Origin of the sequence: Clostridium sp. CM74B_53 (genome assembly GCF_036318045.1) — a bacterium.
Taxonomy (GTDB): domain Bacteria; phylum Bacillota; class Clostridia; order Lachnospirales; family Lachnospiraceae; genus Pilosibacter.
Genome location: NZ_JAWQDE010000001.1, coordinates 12,087 through 29,313, shown reverse-complemented (window position 1 = coordinate 29,313; position 17,227 = coordinate 12,087). Strand labels below are relative to the sequence as shown.

13 protein-coding genes are annotated in these 17,227 nt (G+C 50.3%); 8 read left to right on the top strand and 5 right to left on the bottom strand.

Translation table 11 applies throughout. The features are described 5' to 3' along the window. Positions 1–2: 2 nt before the first annotated feature. The gene (locus tag V2546_RS00105) at positions 3–1,055 is read right to left on the bottom strand and encodes a lactonase family protein (RefSeq protein ID WP_118530881.1); all 1,053 of its coding nucleotides are present in this window, start codon (positions 1,053–1,055) and stop codon (positions 3–5) included. Positions 1,056–1,395: 340 nt separating this feature from the next. Here V2546_RS00105 and V2546_RS00100 point away from each other — a divergent pair, with 340 nt between their 5' ends. Genes V2546_RS00100 through V2546_RS00090 form a run of 3 tightly spaced genes read left to right on the top strand, consistent with a single transcriptional unit; the run spans position 1,396 to position 5,226 of the window. Further along, positions 1,396–2,472, top strand: a complete 1,077-nt coding sequence (locus V2546_RS00100) for an ABC transporter ATP-binding protein (RefSeq protein WP_118322549.1) — start codon at positions 1,396–1,398, stop codon at positions 2,470–2,472. After that, positions 2,465–3,286 carry an ABC transporter permease gene (locus tag V2546_RS00095; protein WP_118530879.1) on the top strand — a complete coding sequence of 274 codons (822 nt, stop codon included), beginning with the start codon at positions 2,465–2,467 and terminating at the stop codon, positions 3,284–3,286. Before V2546_RS00100 ends, V2546_RS00095 begins: the two co-directional genes overlap by 8 nt. Next, positions 3,286–5,226: an extracellular solute-binding protein gene (locus V2546_RS00090; protein ID WP_329751231.1), complete on the top strand. Its 1,941-nt coding sequence runs from the start codon at positions 3,286–3,288 to the stop codon at positions 5,224–5,226. Before V2546_RS00095 ends, V2546_RS00090 begins: the two co-directional genes overlap by 1 nt. Positions 5,227–5,534: 308 nt before the next feature. Here the strand turns inward: V2546_RS00090 and V2546_RS00085 are convergent, their stop codons facing one another. Both V2546_RS00085 and lepB read right to left on the bottom strand, forming a co-directional pair. Continuing rightward, positions 5,535–6,854 (bottom strand): aspartate kinase, encoded by a 1,320-nt coding sequence (locus V2546_RS00085; protein WP_329751230.1) that lies wholly within the window; start codon positions 6,852–6,854, stop codon positions 5,535–5,537. Between the two features lie 103 nt (positions 6,855–6,957). Then, entirely contained in the window at positions 6,958–7,593 is a 636-nt protein-coding gene (gene lepB, locus V2546_RS00080; protein WP_118530873.1) for a signal peptidase I, read from the bottom strand. A gap of 420 nt (positions 7,594–8,013) precedes the next feature. Between lepB and glgB the strand changes: the two genes are divergently transcribed. The 5 genes from glgB (at position 8,014) to V2546_RS00055 (ending at position 14,666) form a co-directional block, all read left to right on the top strand. Then, on the top strand, positions 8,014–10,428 hold the full coding sequence (gene glgB / locus V2546_RS00075; RefSeq protein ID WP_329751229.1) for a 1,4-alpha-glucan branching protein GlgB: 2,415 nt from the start codon (positions 8,014–8,016) through the stop codon (positions 10,426–10,428). Between the two features lie 51 nt (positions 10,429–10,479). Continuing rightward, positions 10,480–11,295: a mechanosensitive ion channel family protein gene (locus V2546_RS00070; protein ID WP_118530871.1), complete on the top strand. Its 816-nt coding sequence runs from the start codon at positions 10,480–10,482 to the stop codon at positions 11,293–11,295. Between the two features lie 432 nt (positions 11,296–11,727). Then, positions 11,728–12,564, top strand: coding sequence for a DUF3100 domain-containing protein (locus V2546_RS00065; protein WP_117485796.1), 837 nt, complete (start codon positions 11,728–11,730; stop codon positions 12,562–12,564). Positions 12,565–12,575: 11 nt separating this feature from the next. Next, positions 12,576–13,061, top strand: a complete 486-nt coding sequence (locus V2546_RS00060; protein WP_118530867.1) for a DUF340 domain-containing protein — start codon at positions 12,576–12,578, stop codon at positions 13,059–13,061. A gap of 288 nt (positions 13,062–13,349) precedes the next feature. Further along, positions 13,350–14,666: an MATE family efflux transporter gene (locus V2546_RS00055; protein WP_329751228.1), complete on the top strand. Its 1,317-nt coding sequence runs from the start codon at positions 13,350–13,352 to the stop codon at positions 14,664–14,666. 309 nt (positions 14,667–14,975) lie between these two features. Here V2546_RS00055 and hemZ read toward each other — a convergent pair whose 3' ends face one another. Both hemZ and V2546_RS00045 read right to left on the bottom strand, forming a co-directional pair. Next, positions 14,976–16,433, bottom strand: coding sequence for a coproporphyrinogen dehydrogenase HemZ (gene hemZ / locus V2546_RS00050; protein WP_329751227.1), 1,458 nt, complete (start codon positions 16,431–16,433; stop codon positions 14,976–14,978). Beyond that, a complete protein-coding gene (locus V2546_RS00045) occupies positions 16,430–17,074 on the bottom strand; it encodes an MBL fold metallo-hydrolase (RefSeq protein ID WP_118530861.1) in 645 nt (214 codons plus the stop codon). Before V2546_RS00045 ends, hemZ begins: the two co-directional genes overlap by 4 nt. Positions 17,075–17,227: the final 153 nt, after the last annotated feature.

Sequence of the window (17,227 nt, the reverse complement as noted above, 5' to 3'; positions counted from 1 at the left end):
TTTTAATCTCCAATCTTTACAATTTCACAGCAGTTCGGCTCATTGACCTTGATGCTGCGGTCGCTCATGACGAGAAGACCTTTTTCATAGTCAATCTTAAAGAAGGAAATACTTCCCTCGTGGTTGATAGAAGCGAGATGTTCTCCGCCCGGGAAGATCGCGATATCCTTCGGATAATCCCCGCTGATCGGAAGACAGAAGCGCAGGGTTAGCATTCCGGTCTCATCATCGCGGTCGTACATGGACACCGTATTGTCGCCGGCATTGCTGCAGAATACATGTTTCTCATCCGGGGAGAAATGCATCGCACAGGCAGCGGTCAGCTGGTTCGGTTTGCTTCCTGTGGATGAGATCGTCTGGATCTTCTCGACGATCGGAACACGTTCGCCTTCTTTATAGGAATAAACCTCGATCACATTTTTCATCTCATACAGGACATAGAAGAAACGGCCGTCGGAGCTGAACATGAAATATTTCGGGGCGGATTCGAGCTCACAGCGGATCGTGTCCACGAGAGCGATCTTTCCGTCCTTATGGTCAAAACGGTAAACTTTGATCTGGTCGATCCCGAGGTCTGCGACCATTAAGAAGCGCTCGTCCGGAGTCAGGCGGCTGCAGCTCACATGCGGACGGAAGCTTCGCTCAGCGACGGAGCCAAGTCCCTTGTGGAAGACACCGTCGGCGATATCTCCGACCGATCCGTCCTCGTTCAGATGAAGGACCGTGATCTTTCCATCGTGGAAACCGGAGATAAAGATATAGTCATCTGCTTTGCTCGTAGAAAGGTGGCATCCGCGCATGCCCTTGATCTTAGCACTGTTTAAACGTGCGAGACTTCCATTTGGAAGAACGCGGAACGCGACAACGCCCTCATCGGCGATAGAGTACAGGATTTTTCCGTTCTGGGATGATTTCAGATAGGAAGAGTTGTCCACTTCCACTTCGCAGCGGTAGATGAATTTTCCTGCCTCCACATCAACATCATATACGGTGATCCCTTTTGCCTTTCCCGTATAGGAATAAGAGCCAACATAGGCCATGTATTTTCCAGTCATAGGTAAATTCCCCTTTGCTTTCGATGTCCGGAGACGCAAAACTGCCGATTTTGCCAACCTCCTCCGGAGATTCATAGATGTACTCATTTTATCATAATCTGACCGGTTTGTTAACTGAAATCTGAAAATTGTATGGATGCGATCATGTACAAAAAACAAGAAAAAGAAACAAGAGAAATCTATTGACAGAACGGGAAAACAATGCGTAAATATACTATGATAGGCATTTTGCCGTTTTTCGTATATCTGAAGAAAACCATGTATAAAAATACATTCAAGCCGAACACAAAAACAGCGGAATCTATCGCATGAAATCTGTTTACATCAGGAGGAAAAAGGAATGGAGCATCCGCTCATTGATTTGTCCCACATTTTTAAGAGTTATGACGGGGATCTGATCCTCGACGATCTGAGCCTTTCCGTAAAGGAAAACTCCTTCGTGACGCTGCTCGGCCCGAGCGGCTGCGGAAAGACAACGACCTTAAGAATCATCGGTGGGTTTGAGAAACCGGATAAAGGTCAGGTGATCTTTGACGGGGAAGACATCACAAATATGCCGCCGAACAAGCGCCAGTTAAATACAGTGTTTCAGAAGTACGCTCTGTTCACGCACATGAGTATTGCGGAGAACATCGCGTTCGGTCTGAAGATCAAAGGCAAATCGAAGAGCTATATTGATGATAAGATCAAATATGCATTGAAACTTGTAAACCTTGACGGATTTGAGAACCGGAGCGTGGATTCTTTAAGCGGCGGCCAGCAGCAGCGGATTGCCATCGCCCGCGCGATCGTAAACGAGCCGAAGCTTCTGCTTCTCGACGAGCCGCTCGGCGCTCTCGACCTGAAGCTCCGCCAGGACATGCAATATGAGCTGATCCGCCTGAAAAATGAGCTGGGAATCACCTTTATCTATGTCACCCACGACCAGGAAGAGGCGCTCACGATGTCCGACACGATCGTTGTCATGAACCAGGGCTATATCCAGCAGATGGGAACGCCGGAGCAGATCTACAATGAGCCGGAAAATGCCTTTGTCGCGGACTTTATCGGCGAGAGCAATATCGTGGGTGGAACGATGATCCACGACGAGCTTGTGGAGATCTTCGGCGCGAAATTCGCCTGTGTGGATAAAGGATTCGGAAACAACAAGCCGGTCGACGTGGTGATCCGGCCGGAGGATATCGATCTTGTGAAGCCGGAGAACGGCACTCTCCAGGGCGTTGTTACACACCTGATCTTCAAAGGCGTACACTACGAGATGGAAGTTACGACCCCGGACGGCTACGAGTGGCTGGTCCACAGCACGGACATGTTCCCGGTCGGACAGAAAGTCGGCATTCATGTAGATCCGTTCGATATCCAGATCATGAACAAGCCGGAGTCCGAGGACGAGGAGGCCGTTGGAGTCAATGAATAGAAAAGCATCCAGATTTCTGGCTTATCCTTATATCATATGGATGGCGGGATTTACCGTGATCCCGCTGCTCATGGTATTTTACTATGGTCTGACGGACCGCAGCGGCGCGTTCACGCTGGCAAATATCCTGGCGATCGGTTCCTCCGAGCATTTAAAGGCGCTGTGGCTGTCCTTACTTCTCGCGGGTGTCAGCACGGTGATCTGTCTGATCCTCGCATATCCGCTGGCGCTGATCTTAAGAAAGCGCCATATCGGAAAAGGAAGCTTTGTGGTGTTTATCTTTATCCTTCCGATGTGGATGAACTTCCTTTTAAGAACCATGGCGTGGCAGACCCTGCTTGAGAAGAACGGTGTGATCAATACCTTCCTCACGCTGCTGCATCTGCCGAATGTTGCGATCATCAACACTCCGGCGGCGATCATTCTCGGCATGGTCTACAATTTCCTGCCGTTCATGGTCCTGCCGATCTACAACACACTCGTGAAGATCGATGACAATGTGATCAATGCTGCGCGGGACCTCGGAGCGGATAATTACCAGACACTCACAAAGATCCTGATCCCGTTGAGCGTTCCGGGCATTGTCAGCGGGATCACGATGGTGTTTGTCCCGGCGCTCACGACGTTCGTTATTTCAAACCTCCTGGGCGGCAGCAAGATCCTGCTCATCGGAAACGTCATCGAGCAGGAATTTACAAAGGGAAGCAACTGGAACCTCGGTGCCGGACTTTCCATGGTGCTCATGATCTTCATCCTTCTCAGCATGACCATGATCGCAAAATACGATAAGAATGGGGAGGGCACTGCATTCTGATGAAAACCGTAAGAGAAAGACTGAAGAAATTTTTTGAGGATTTTTATCTGGTGCTGGTACTGATCTTCTTATATGCACCGATCCTCGTCATGATGGTCCTGTCCTTCAACAGCTCGAAATCGAGATCCCAGTGGGGCGGGTTCACGTTACAGTGGTATAAACAGATGTTTGAGAGCGCGTCGATCATGGACGCCCTCTATAATACGCTGCTGATTGCCTTCCTGTCGGCGCTGATCGCGACGATCCTCGGAACGGCCGCGGCGATCGGGATCTCCTCGATGAAGAAGCTCCCGAGAACGATCTGCATGGGACTCAACAACATCCCGATGTTAAACTCCGATATCGTGACCGGCATCTCCCTGATGCTGATGTTCATCGCGTTCGGTATCTCCCTGGGATTCAAGACGATCCTTTTTGCGCACATCACGTTCAACGTGCCGTATGTGATGTTAAGCGTTATGCCGAAGCTAAAACAGACGAGCCGGAACACTTACGAGGCGGCCATGGACCTCGGAGCAGGCCCTGTAAAGGCGTTTTTCAAGGTTGTCTTCCCTGATATCCTTCCGGGCGTGTTATCGGGCTTCCTGATGGCGTTTACGATGTCTCTGGATGATTTTATCATCACCCACTTCACAAAAGGCGCCGGGATCAACACCCTGTCCACGCTGATCTACAGTGAGGTGCGCCGCGGCATCAAGCCGTCCATGTACGCGCTCTCCACAGTGATCTTTGTGACTGTGCTCGCGCTGCTGCTCATTACAAACTTTGCTCCGGCAAAACCGCAGGCGAAGGCGGGAGCGGGCAGCTTCGGACCGAACGCAGCACCGGACCGCGGAAAGAAACCGGCATGGACCGGAAAGGCAGCGATCGTGCTTGCCTCCTTCCTGATCGTTGGAAGCGTGGCATATACCAGCTACCTGCACTTTTCTTCCTCCCACTCGGATGAGCTCTATGTATACAACTGGGGCGAATACATCGATGAGAGCGTGATAGACGAATTTGAGGCGGAGACCGGGATCCATGTGACCTATGACCTTTTCGAGACGAACGAGGAGATGTACCCGGTCATCGAGGCCGGCGGCGTGAATTACGACGTCGTATGTCCATCCGACTATATGATCCAGAAGATGGCGGAGAACGGACTTCTTGCGGAGATCAATTTTGACAATGTTCCGAACATCAAAAACATCGACCAGGTTTACCTTGAAAAGTCGAAGGCATTTGACCCGGATAACCGCTATTCTGTTCCGTATACATGGGGAACCGTCGGGATCATCTACAATGTCCAGAAACTGGAAGAACTCGGAGTTCCGGCACCGACGAAATGGTCGGATCTCTGGGATGAGCGCTTAAAGGGCGAGATCCTGATGCAGGACAGCGTCCGCGACGCCTTTATGGTGGCGCTCAAGGAACTCGGCTATTCGATGAATACGACCGATGAGGCGGAGCTCCAGGAGGCGAAGAAGCTGCTTCTCGCACAGAAACCGCTCGTACAGGCCTATGTCGTGGATCAGGTCCGCGACAAGATGTTGAACGGTGAGGCGGCGGTAGGAGTCATCTATTCCGGTGAGCTGCTCTATCTGCAGGAGGAGGCGGAGACGCTGAATCTTGATTATGATCTGGAGTATGTACTTCCGGAAGAGGGAACAAACATCTGGATCGATTCCTGGGTGATCCCGTACAATGCGAAGAACAAAGAGAATGCGGAAAAGTGGATCAACTTCCTCTGCCGTCCGGATATCGCGGTGAAGAACTTCGAGTACATCACCTACGCGACGCCGAACAAGGCTGCGTTCGACCTTCTGGATCCGGAATATCAGGAGAACAAAGCTGTATTCCCGGATACCGATAAGCTGGAAAACTCTGAGGTATACGGTTATCTCGGAACCGAGGCGGATGACCTCTACAGTGCGCTGTGGAAGGAAGTCAAGTCGGAATAAAGAATTGAAAAGTGACAGGAAAAGCTCCCTGTACCGGAGGACATGACCGGTGTGGGGAGTTTTATTTTACGCGAACAACGAGTCAAAGTCCGCGCTTGCGCGAGAACTTGGCGGCTGTAGCGATAACAAGTGGAAACTCGCGAAGCTTGTTTTCGCTTGTTTAGAAAATTTTTTATTCAATAAAGAGGCACTGCGTGTCTGAGATGTACACTCGTGCGAAGATGATTCATAAAAAAAATCCCCACACACCGCTATGAAACATTCACCGGTGCATGGGGATTTTTAAGAATTTATGGAATTGCGATCCCTTATAACTCTGTCTTTACAAAAATATCATAGATCGCGCGGATCGCCGGCTCGAAATCGTCATCTGCGACACCGATGATGATGTTCAGTTCACTGGACCCCTGGTCGATCATCTTAACGTTGATCTTTGCGTGTGCAAGTGCTGCGAAGATTCTTGCAGCAGTCCCGCGCATTGCTTTCATGCCGCGTCCTACGACTGCGATCACTGCGAGATCGGACTCGAGAGTCACGATATCCGGGTGAACTGCACGCTGGATTCCTGCAAGAACGGACTGCTCTTTCTCCTGGAACTCATCCTGATGGACGAGAACGGACATCGTATCGATCCCGGACGGCATATGTTCGAAGGAGATGCCGTTCTTCTCAAAGACCTCAAGGACTTTTCTCCCAAAACCGACTTCGGAGTTCATCATCGCCTTGTCGATGTTCATTGCGCAGAAGCCTTTCTTTCCTGCAACGCCTGTGATCGTGTAGCGCGGGCGTTTGCTGGTGTTCTCAACGATCATGGTACCCGGATCTTCCGGACGGTTTGTGTTGCGGATGTTGATCGGGATTCCCTCTTTTCTTACCGGGAAGATCGCATCCTCGTGGAGAACGCTTGCGCCCATGTAGGAGAGCTCACGGAGCTCTGTGTAAGTGATCGTTTCGATCGGAGCCGGATTGTCGATGATCCTCGGGTCAGCGACAAGGAAACCGGAGACATCGGTCCAGTTCTCATAGAGATCAGCCTGGATCGCACGGGCAACGATGGAACCTGTGATATCGGAGCCGCCGCGGGAGAAGGTGTGGATTGTTCCATCCGGCTTAGCACCGTAGAATCCCGGGATGACAGCCTGCTTTAAGGAAGCGAGGTGTTCTCTCATCTCCTCGTTTGTCTCCTCGGAGAGGAAGTTTCCGTCTGCATCGAAACGGATCACGTCAGCCGCGTCCACGAAGGTGAATCCGAGGTAGTTTGCCATGATGAGACCGTTTAAATATTCTCCTCTGGAAGCCGCATAGTCGCGTCCGACTTTATTTAAGAAATTTTCTTCGATCTTTGAAAATTCAAAGTCAAGGTTTAAGTTGAGCTCAAGACCGTCGATGATGTCTGTGTAGCGCTTTTTGATCTGGTCGAGAATGCGCTTGTAGCTCTGTCCTGTGCTGGCTGCATCGTAGCACTGGTATAACATGTCAGTTACTTTTGTGTCTTTGCTGTCTCTCTTTCCCGGAGCGGACGGAACGACATAGCAGCGTGTCTTATCGGCGTCGATGATCGCCTTTACTTTTTTAAACTGACGGGCACTCGCGAGAGAGCTGCCGCCGAACTTTACAACCTTTTTCATAATTTGTCTCCTGTGTAAGTGAAATATTTGTTACTTTTCATGGGTAGGAATTTTCTGAACTGAAAATTCCGTATGATACCGTTGTGGTCGCGGATTTTGCCGATTAGTGGATTACCTTCGGTGTCGGGAAGTATTCGAAGAATACCTTTGCAACCATCTTGTCTCTGGAAATGTAGTGATTCTGCCAGTAGCGGGCATCCAGAGAATAATTTCGGTTGTCGCCCATCATAAAGTAGCAGTTTTCCGGAACTTCAAAATGGTAAGTTTCATGCTGGTTCATCGGTTCTGCCAGATATGGCTCGTCGAGCGGAGTGTCGGAACCGTTCAGATAGACCTTATCGTCGATGATATCGATGACATCACCCGGCATACCGATCACACGCTTTACATAGTAGATCGTATGACCACGTTTTCCAACTTCGGAACCGCAGGCCGGGCAGGTATCCTGCTTGTCGCCTTCGATGATGGCGTTGCATTCCGGGCATTGCCAGCCAAAGACGAAGATCGCGACATCTCCGCGTTCCGGATCTGCGAATTTGTAGTGCAGCCTGGAGCCGATGACGCGGCTTCCTGCCATGATGGTGTTTTCCATGGAACCGGTCGGGATCTCACTGTTTGCGATGACAAAAGTCGTGAGAACGAAGGCAATGACGGCGGCGGATACAAGAACCTGGACCCAGCTGATCAGCTCCGCTACCCAGCCTGTTTTTTCTTTCTTTTCTTTTCCGTTATTTTCCATATAAAGATGATAACCTCGTTTGACTAATATACTCAAAAACATTCCTGTTTTTGGCAGATCCCAGATTCAAAAATCTTCCTGCAGGCAAGCCGGCATCGGATTTCCGGACTTTTGACCCTGGCATCACAACATACAATAAAGAGTTTATGATAAATTGTCAAGTTTCGCAAGAGAATTTCGAAAAAGGTAAGGAATTTTTTAATGGGAAAATATGCGGGAGCGCCATGCGGATGGAAAAACGGATATTTGCCGATACTGCCACTTGTATCAGAGAGATGATGATGCTAAAATATTGTTAAGAAAAAAATGGCTTCGGACATCAGGAAACAGATATCCGCAGCCGCAGAAAATTCCAGAAATGGACAGGTCTTTGTGGACCATGCCGGAAAACGGCATTGGAACACGACAGGGGGAGTGCTTATGGAAAAAATCTTATATGATCTGATGGACTGGGCCGGGATCGAGGAACTCGTATATTCTGAGGCGAGCGATCCGGGACGGCTTTTAGGGGAACATGTAATAAAGGAAGGACTTCTGATCCAGGCGTTCCTTCCGAATGCGGCGAAAGTCTCCGTAAAGATCGGGGAAGAAAGCTTTCCGATGGAGATGGCGGATGAGAACGGATTCTTCGCAGTCCTTCTTGAGGACCGTCTGGAGTTAGTGCCGTACCATTTTCTCGTGACTTACGAGGACGGGGACAGTGAGGAGATCGTGGATCCCTACAGTTACCAGTTCTACACCGCGTTTACCGAGGCGGAAGTAAAGAAATTCGGCGCCGGGATCTATTATGATTCCTATCAAAAGTTTGGCGCGCACCCGACCGTGGAAGCCGGGATCTCCGGAGTGCACTTTGCAGTCTGGGCTCCGGATGCGATGCGTGTCAGTGTTGTGGGAGACTTCAACTTCTGGGACGGAAGACGCCACCAGATGAAAAAACGCGGACCGTCTGGGATCTATGAGATCTTTATTCCGGGACTGAAGCCGGGTGCGATCTATAAATATGAGATCAAGACAAAAGCGGGAGATCCGATGTTAAAGGCGGATCCGTATGCGAATTTCTCAGAGCTCCGACCGAATACGGCGTCCGTGATCTGGGATATGACTGATTATCAGTGGAACGATGGCGAGTGGATCGAAAAGAGAAAAGCAGCAAAAGACCGGCTGAAGGACTCGCCGATGTCGATCTATGAGGTCCATCTCGGCTCCTGGATGCAGAAACCGGTAGCTCAGGATGAAAATGGGGATGACATCAACGGCAGCCAGTTTTATAATTACAGGGAGATCGCGGAAAAACTTGCTGCTTACGTCAAGGAGATGGGCTACACCCATGTGGAGCTTCTCCCGGTGATGGAGCACCCGCTCGATGAGTCCTGGGGTTACCAGGTGACCGGTTACTATGCGCCGACGAGTCGTTTCGGGACTCCGGACGATTTTAAGGCGTTTATGGACTATATGCATAAAGAGGGGATCGGCGTCATCCTCGACTGGGTTCCGGCTCATTTCCCGCGTGATGCGCATGGTCTCGCGGCCTTTGACGGGACCTGTCTCTACGAGCACAAGGACCCGCGCCAGGGATCACATCCGCACTGGGGAACGCTGATCTACAATTACGGCCGTCCGCAGGTATCGAACTTCCTGATCTCCAACGCTTTATACTGGGCGAGGGAGTTTCACGCCGACGGGATCCGGATGGACGCTGTGGCATCCATGCTGTATCTTGATTATGGAAAGAACGCGGGCGAGTGGATCGCGAACATGTACGGCGGAAATGAGAACCTGGAGGCGGTGGAATTCCTGAAACACCTGAATTCCATCTTTGCACGGGACACAGAGGGCGCAGTCCTGATCGCGGAGGAATCCACAGCATGGCCGAAGGTTTCCGGCGATGAGAATGATGGAGGACTCGGCTTTGACTTCAAGTGGAATATGGGCTGGATGAATGATTTCCTCGATTACATGCAGTGCGACCCGTATTTCCGCCATGACCATTATGGAGAGCTGACTTTCAGCATGCTGTACGCATACAGTGAGAAGTTTGTTCTCGTATTCTCACACGATGAGGTGGTCCACGGAAAAGGTTCCATGGCCGGAAAAATGCCGGGGGACACCCAGGAGAAAAAGTTCGCAAACCTCCGTACCGCCTATGGGTTCATGATGGGGCATCCTGGTAAGAAACTGCTCTTTATGGGCCAGGATTTCGGTCAGATGGACGAGTGGAACGAGAAGGAGAGTCTGGAATGGGGACTCTTGAAGTACGATATCCACAGCCAAATGAGGGATTATGTGAAGGCGTTAAACCACCTGTACCGCACACAGCCGGCTCTCTATAAAATGGACTATGAGCCGGAAGGCTTCGAGTGGATCAACTGCACTTACAATGACGAGAATATCGTGATCTTCGAGAGGAAGACGGACAAACCGGAGGAGACACTGCTCTTTGTCTGTAACTTTGTCCCGGTGGAACATGAGAAATTCCGCCTCGGAGTTCCGTTTGCCGGAAAGTACAAGGAGATCCTGAACAGCGACGCGAAGCAGTTCGGCGGCAGTGGCATGGTAAATCCGAGAGTCAAGATGTCGAAGAAAGAGGAGTGGGACGCGAGAGAAAACTCGATCGTGATCAACCTGGCTCCGATGTCCGTGGCGGTATTCTCCTGTACCCCGTATGAGGAAGAACCTGTGACGGGAAAGAAGAAACCGGCGGAAAAGAAAAAACGTCCGGCGAGGCAGCCGTCCGTAAAGATACCGACGAGTCCGCTGGATGTGATCTCTGAGAAAGTCGGGCAGATCATAAAGACAGCGCGGGAGAGCCAGACGGGAAAAAGAAACAAAGGCTAGACAGAAAAATACAGGGCATGAAAATGTCCGAAAAACAGCAGGGAAACAGACATGAAAGAATACACACTGGATTTTCTTACTACGACGGCCATCAAATACGGGACCAGGATCTTCTGGACCGCGGTGATCGTATTTGTCGGTCTCCGCGTGATTCGGATGGTCCGGACCGCAGCAGGGCAGATCATGGACCGCGCCGGCGTGGAGATCACGTTAAAGAAGTTTCTGGATATGCTGCTGCACGCCGTCCTCTTCGGAGTCATGGTGTTCATGGCAGCGGACCAGCTGGGGATCAAGACAACGTCCTTCGTTGCGGTTATCGGTACCGTAACGCTGGCATTCAGCCTTGCGATGCAGAATACACTCTCAAATTTCGCAGGCGGAACGCTGATCCTGCTCTTAAAACCGTTTAAGGTCGGGGATTATATCAGCACATCGGCAGGTGAGGGAACGGTCGAGACGATCGGTCTTGTATACACGACACTTTTGACGATCGACAACCGCGTGATCACGATCCCGAACAGCTCGGTATCGAGCGCACCGCTCACAAACCTCACGAGAATGGGAAAACGCCGCCTGATCATCAACGTCGGGATCGGATATTCCTCGGATCTCTTAAAGGCGAAAAACGTTCTGAAACAGATCTTTGAGGAGAATCCATATATCATGAAAGACCAGGATATCCAGGTGATCGTGGACAGCCTCGGAGACAGCAGCGTGAACTTGAGCGCGAGAGGCTGGGTGCTCTGTGAGGACTATTGGAAAACAAAATGGGCGATCACGGAGGAGATCAAACTCACATTTGACCGGGAAGGGATCGAGATCCCGTATCAGTATATGAACGTGACACTGACGAAGGAGTCACAGTAGAGAAGATACCCATCAGTATGATGTAGGAATAATGTTCCTGGCTCGTGCACAGATCGTATAAAAAAGTTCTGTCAGCTGAATACAAGGCTGATGGAACTTTTTTGTTTAGCAGGAAATTCCATGATACAAAAGAGATTCCACAATATGAAACATAGAAAAAACAAATCGCATACTGTGATACAGTACCTGATCACCACGGTATTTTTCGCGAAACAAGCCAAAAAATGCTTGCATTTTCCCGGGAATCTGATAGAATCAATGTTAAATTGTTTCTGCGTTGCGGACAAATGTTTGCGGAAAAGAGACGTGTTTTTTGTCTGAACGGACATGGTACAGGTACATGATTTCAGCAAAAGTGAAACATGCAGAGGCGAAAAAGGGTAGTTGTTGAATTTCGATGCGGCTGCCGAAAAAGAAAAGGAGGGATTGAATATGAAAGAGCATATGGCTGACTGGCGTATCCATGCACTTGCTTTCGTACTCACCGTAATTGCCGAATTTATCGGCACCAAAAAATTCAGTTTCGGGCCTTTGTCCTTCTCACTGTTTCCGATGCTGTATGTACTGATCCTTGGAGCAATCCTTGGAATCGCGAAAATGATTCCACAGAAGATGATGACAGAAGCATCACCGTATATTGGAATCAGCGTTATGATGCTGACAGCAAAGATCGCATCCACGATCGGACCGAACCTCGGCGCGGTTGTCAAAGCCGGACCGGCGCTGATCCTTCAGGAATTCGGAAATCTGGGAACTGCGGTTTTAGCGCTCCCGATCGCCGTATTTGTATTCCATATGGGACGCGCGGCAATCGGAACCTCCTTCTCTATTTCAAGAGAGAGCTCCCTTGCGGTCGTTGCCGATAAATACGGTCTTGATTCAGATGAAGGAATCGGTGTTATGGGTGGATATATCACAGGTACTGTATTCGGAACCATGTTCAACGGTATCTTTGTTTCCCTCCTCTGCTCCTTAAATATCTTCCATCCGTACGCGCTTGGAATGGCGTGTGGAACAGGTTCCGCATCCATGCTTTCTGCCAGCCTTGCGGCAGTCGTTGAGGCATATCCGGATATGGAAGCGGAGATCACTGCTTACGCGGCGACCTCAAATATGCTGAGCAGTGTGGATGGCCTTTATATGAGTCTTTTCATCGCACTTCCAATGTGTGAATTCATGTACAAGCTGTTCACAAAGAACAACAGGCATTATAAAGACGGACTCCCGATCGGCGCTAAGGTAAAAGTTAAAGCAGCCGGGGAAGAATAGGAGGGATCCATATGGACGCAGCAGTATGGTTTAAAAGAATCAAATGTCTTGTCCTTGTATGCATCTTCGCATCCATCGGCAATTTTATCAGTACATCAAAGGCCGGAAACCCGGTAACCCCGCTTGAGGCAGTGCCCGGGCTCGTGCTTCTTCTTTTATGCACGCTGGTGGGCTGTATCATTTATGAGCTGATCAATAAGGTTTCACCGAAGAATCTTCCGGCGATCGCCTATATCTCATTTATTGCGATCCTGATCACGATCCCGGGTGTCAGCCCGATCGCAGATTATGCGATCGAACAGATTGGAAAGATCGGACTTCTTCCGCTCTGCACTCCGATCCTTGCATATGCGGGAATTTCCATCGGCAAGGATGTGGATACCTTCAAGGAACAGGGACTTGCGATCGTGATCGTAGCGATCTTTACTTTCGCAGGAACATTCCTGGGCTCCACGATCATCGCACAGATCATTCTGAAGATGACTGGTGTGATCTAAGCAACATAAAAATAGCAGAAGGCAGAATCGAGCTGATGTGGATTCTGCCTTCTTTTTGTTTACGCGAACAACGAGCCAAAGTCTGCGCCTGCGTAAAGGGCGGTGCTGATAAGGTACATGGCTGTGAGTGACCGGTCTATATGAAAACGCGGCGGAAGCTGACAGGACTTTGACCGTGGGGATCACCTTGTAAAAGAACAGGAATCATGCTATGATGGAAGAACTGTACGGTGCAGTGAAATATCTGTGCAGTACGTTTATAAATCTGTGATAACGGAGTGAGTTTCCATGTACCATGATCTTACAAAGGGGAGCATCTCACGCTCCCTTCTTTTATTTGCCCTGCCCATGATGGCAGGAAATCTTTTACAGCAGTTCTACAATATTGCGGATACCCTGATCATCGGGAGAGTGCTCGGAAAAAATGCGCTGGCGGCGGTCGGCTCGTCGTATACGCTGATGACATTCCTGACCTCGATCTTTCTGGGACTCAGTATGGGCTCCGGCGCGCTGTTTTCCATCTACCGGGGAAAGGGAGATGAGAGGGCACTGAAGTCCTCCATCGCCCACGCCTGCGGCCTGATCCTCGCTGTAACGCTTGTTTTGAATGTGGTTGTCTATATTTTCATTGATCCGATCTTAAACTTCTTACGGGTTCCTGAGGAGGTCTGGGGCGGTATGAGGGAGTATCTGCTGATCATTTTCGCAGGTCTGCTCGCCACGTCCCTCTATAATTTCTTCTCCTGCCTGTTAAGGGCGCTGGGAAACTCTACGGTTCCGCTGGTGTTTCTTGCGGTATCCGCGATCTTGAACATCGCGTGGGATCTTTTATTTGTGGCGGTCTTCCATTGGGGAATCGCCGGTGCGGCCTATGCGACGATCTTTGCCCAGTATGTATCCGGAATCGGGATCCTGCTCTATGTTCTTTTCCGATGCAGAAGCCTTCTTCCGGAGAGAAAGGATCTTTGCTTTGACGGCGGAATCTTAAAGGAGATCGCAGGACTTTCCTCCCTGACCTGCCTGCAGCAGTCGGTTATGAACTTCGGAATCCTCATGGTGCAGGGGCTTGTAAACAGCTTTGGCGCCACCACCATGGCGGCTTTCGCGGCGGCAGTAAAGATCGACACCTTCGCGTATCTGCCGGTTCAGGACTTTGGAAATGCCTATTCGACCTTCGTTGCCCAGAACTACGGCGCGGGAAATAAAGAACGGATCCGCCGCGGCACAAAGGAATCCTTTGCCATCAGCACGGCATTCAGCCTTGTGATCTCAGCGCTGGTCTTTGCCTTCGCGGCACCGCTCATGCAGATCTTCGTGAGCTCCGCAGAGACGGCGGTCATCGCCTCCGGCGTCCGTTATCTCAGGATCGAGGGCGCGTTCTATTTTGGAATCGGCTGCCTGTTCCTGCTTTACGGATATTACAGGGCGATCAAGAGGGCGGAGATGTCTGTGGTGCTTACAGTGATCTCCCTCGGAATCCGTGTGTTACTGGCCTACGTGCTCTCTGCCACATTTCTCGGTGAGACAGGAATCTGGATGGCGATCCCGATCGGCTGGATACTGGCAGATCTCACAGGACTTTTATATATGAGGAAGACCTGGTAAAAAGAAAAGGTAACTATTCAGTACCTTCATAGTTACGTGCAAAAATCCATTCCAGATCAGCTTCGCTGATGGGATTTTGCCTTCCAGCCTATGTTTTCTTACGGTCAGCGCAGCAAGTGCGCAGACCTACTGAACAGTTACAAGAAAAGTTACAAAGAAAGAACTTTTGCAAAATAAGAATTAAAAAATGTTGAATCTAAAAAATACGCTGTACAGGAGAATGAACCCCATGTACAGCGTATTTTGTTGCCGCGTGCCCAGATCTGGCGTTTGATCTGCGCTATCCTGCGGTCAGCGCAGCAGACATATTTAGACTAACTTACTCAACAGCTTCTCTTTCCTATCGATCATCTCGTCGATCCTCTCGATATAGGAAGCTACATCCTTTACATTCTCCGCACGCTCCAGCCGGTTTTCCGCCGGGAACGTGACTTTCGTGGTGGTTCCGGCACCGCAGGCCACGATGGTCTGCTTTTCCTCCATAATGAGGATATTGTAGATACATGCTTTTCCGGGTGCCGCATAGCCGACATTCTCGAAATTTCCGGCCATATTTTTCTGACGGTACAGGTAATACGGCTCAAGACCCATCTCGCGGGCGTACTTCGCGGTGAGATCGATCATCTCCTGAGTGTTCTGGATCTTTAAGTTCGCGTAGCGCTCCTTGAAGATATTGAGTCTCGCCGCACGCTTGATGGCGAGAGAGTGGACTGTCACGCTGTCCGGGGCAAGCTCTCTGACCTGCTCCATGGTGCTGCGGACGTCATCGATATCTTCCTCCGGAAGTCCGATGATGAGGTCCATATTGATATTGTCAAAGCCAAGATCTCTTGCCATGCGGAATTTTTCCTTCACCATATCCACGGTGTGGTGGCGTCCGATCAGATCCAGAGTTGCCTGCTTCATCGTCTGCGGATTGATGGAGATCCTGGAGATATTGTGGGCACGGAGAACTTTGAACTTGTCTTCGGTGATGCTGTCCGGACGTCCGGCTTCCACAGTGAATTCTTGTACCTTTGAGAGGTCAAAGGTATTCTCGATCTTTGTGAGCAGGGCGTCCAGTTCCTCGGCCTTTAAGGATGTCGGAGTTCCGCCGCCAAAGTAAACCGTGTCGAGAGTACGTCCCTTCATCTTTTCGGCCACATAGTCTAATTCTTTAAACAGCGCTTCAAGATAGAGATGAACCTTCTTTTCCCACGCGCCGATCGGGTAGGAGGTGAAGGAACAGTAGAGGCAGGTGGTCGGACAGAACGGAATTCCCACATAGAGGCTGTATCCCGTCTCATAGTCGATATGGCTTAAGAGCTCCCGCTCCCGTTTCGCGACCTCCACACTTAAGTCGATCTTCTCTTTGCTTGTCAGGTACATGTCCCGCATGAAGGAACGGATGCTCTCCTCATCCTCACCCTGATCAAGTCTCGTCATGGCGATCTTTGTCGGGCGGATACCGGTCAGGGTCCCCCAGGGGAGTTCTTTTCCCGTCCGCTTTTTTAACATGCCGTAAAGCTCTTTCTTGATTGTTGTCTTTGCGTTTAACCGCACATCGTAGTCGATCGGAAATACGGTCTCATCTGCGACAGTGCCCGCCGGATCCGTGATCTTCAAGCCAAATTTCGTCTCATCAGCGTTCTGTGTGCAGGTTCCCTCCACATAAAAATCCACGTCGTCCTGTTTCTCATGGACAAAAGTCTCACCCGGATAAAACGCCATCAAAAGCTCCCGGATATCCTGCTCATAAGCAGTATCGTTCAATAAAATTCCAATCATTCCATTGCCCCCGAAAGAGGATTATACTTCTTTTCAAAACCGATGGTAGTCGTGTCCATATGCCCCGGATAGACCATGGTGTCGTCCGGCAGTGTGGAGAGCAGGCGTCTTACAGACTCCGCGATCTGGCGTCCGCTTCCCGTCGGGAAATCCGTGCGGCCGTAGGAGCCTGCAAACAGGGTATCCCCGGAGAAGAGAACAGATTCTTTTTCGATATAGTAACAGCAGGAACCGATGGTGTGTCCCGGTGTTTCAAATACTTTCCATGTAAATCCGGCGATGGAAAGCTCGTCACCCTCCTTCACGGTGACATCCGGTGTGATCGTGTACGGTTCTCTGAAATAGCCTGCCACGAGACTCTTTCGGCCATCCGTCAGGACATCGATCTCCTTTTCGCATGCGTAGATCGGTACATTCCAGGTCTCCTTCAGTTCCTTTGCCGCCATGATATGGTCGAAGTGACCGTGGGTCAGAAGGATCGCTTCCGGCTTTAACCCCAGGGATATCGCCATATTGGCGATCTGACCGGCGCCATCGCCCGGATCGATAACGGCAGCTCGTTTTGTCTCATGATCATAGACCAGATAGCAGTTGGTTCCAACCATGCCGACTACCAGAGTCTTGATGCGGATCTCGCTCATAGTTTACTTTCCTCCATTTTCAACAGCATAAAGAGAAGTATTTCGCCTTTATGCCGGTACAGTTTTCTGCTGTGGTTTTCAAACATTCGTGTATAAAAAGGCCTGCCGTCCGTAGTACCTCCGGCAGACCTCTATCACCGCACTCACGGCGCA

Bases quoted from the DNA above. Each gene is read 5' to 3' on its own strand.
- hemZ (WP_329751227.1), bottom strand. From the start codon at position 16,433: ATGATTGGAATTTTATTGAACGATACTGCTTATGAGCAGGATATCCGG.
- V2546_RS00070 (WP_118530871.1), top strand. From the start codon at position 10,480: ATGAAAGAATACACACTGGATTTTCTTACTACGACGGCCATCAAATAC.
- V2546_RS00065 (WP_117485796.1), top strand. From the start codon at position 11,728: ATGAAAGAGCATATGGCTGACTGGCGTATCCATGCACTTGCTTTCGTA.
- V2546_RS00105 (WP_118530881.1), bottom strand. From the start codon at position 1,055: ATGACTGGAAAATACATGGCCTATGTTGGCTCTTATTCCTATACGGGA.
- V2546_RS00055 (WP_329751228.1), top strand. From the start codon at position 13,350: ATGTACCATGATCTTACAAAGGGGAGCATCTCACGCTCCCTTCTTTTA.
- V2546_RS00090 (WP_329751231.1), top strand. From the start codon at position 3,286: ATGAAAACCGTAAGAGAAAGACTGAAGAAATTTTTTGAGGATTTTTAT.
- V2546_RS00095 (WP_118530879.1), top strand. From the start codon at position 2,465: ATGAATAGAAAAGCATCCAGATTTCTGGCTTATCCTTATATCATATGG.
- glgB (WP_329751229.1), top strand. From the start codon at position 8,014: ATGGAAAAAATCTTATATGATCTGATGGACTGGGCCGGGATCGAGGAA.
- V2546_RS00100 (WP_118322549.1), top strand. From the start codon at position 1,396: ATGGAGCATCCGCTCATTGATTTGTCCCACATTTTTAAGAGTTATGAC.
- lepB (WP_118530873.1), bottom strand. From the start codon at position 7,593: ATGGAAAATAACGGAAAAGAAAAGAAAGAAAAAACAGGCTGGGTAGCG.
- V2546_RS00045 (WP_118530861.1), bottom strand. From the start codon at position 17,074: ATGAGCGAGATCCGCATCAAGACTCTGGTAGTCGGCATGGTTGGAACC.
- V2546_RS00085 (WP_329751230.1), bottom strand. From the start codon at position 6,854: ATGAAAAAGGTTGTAAAGTTCGGCGGCAGCTCTCTCGCGAGTGCCCGT.
- V2546_RS00060 (WP_118530867.1), top strand. From the start codon at position 12,576: ATGGACGCAGCAGTATGGTTTAAAAGAATCAAATGTCTTGTCCTTGTA.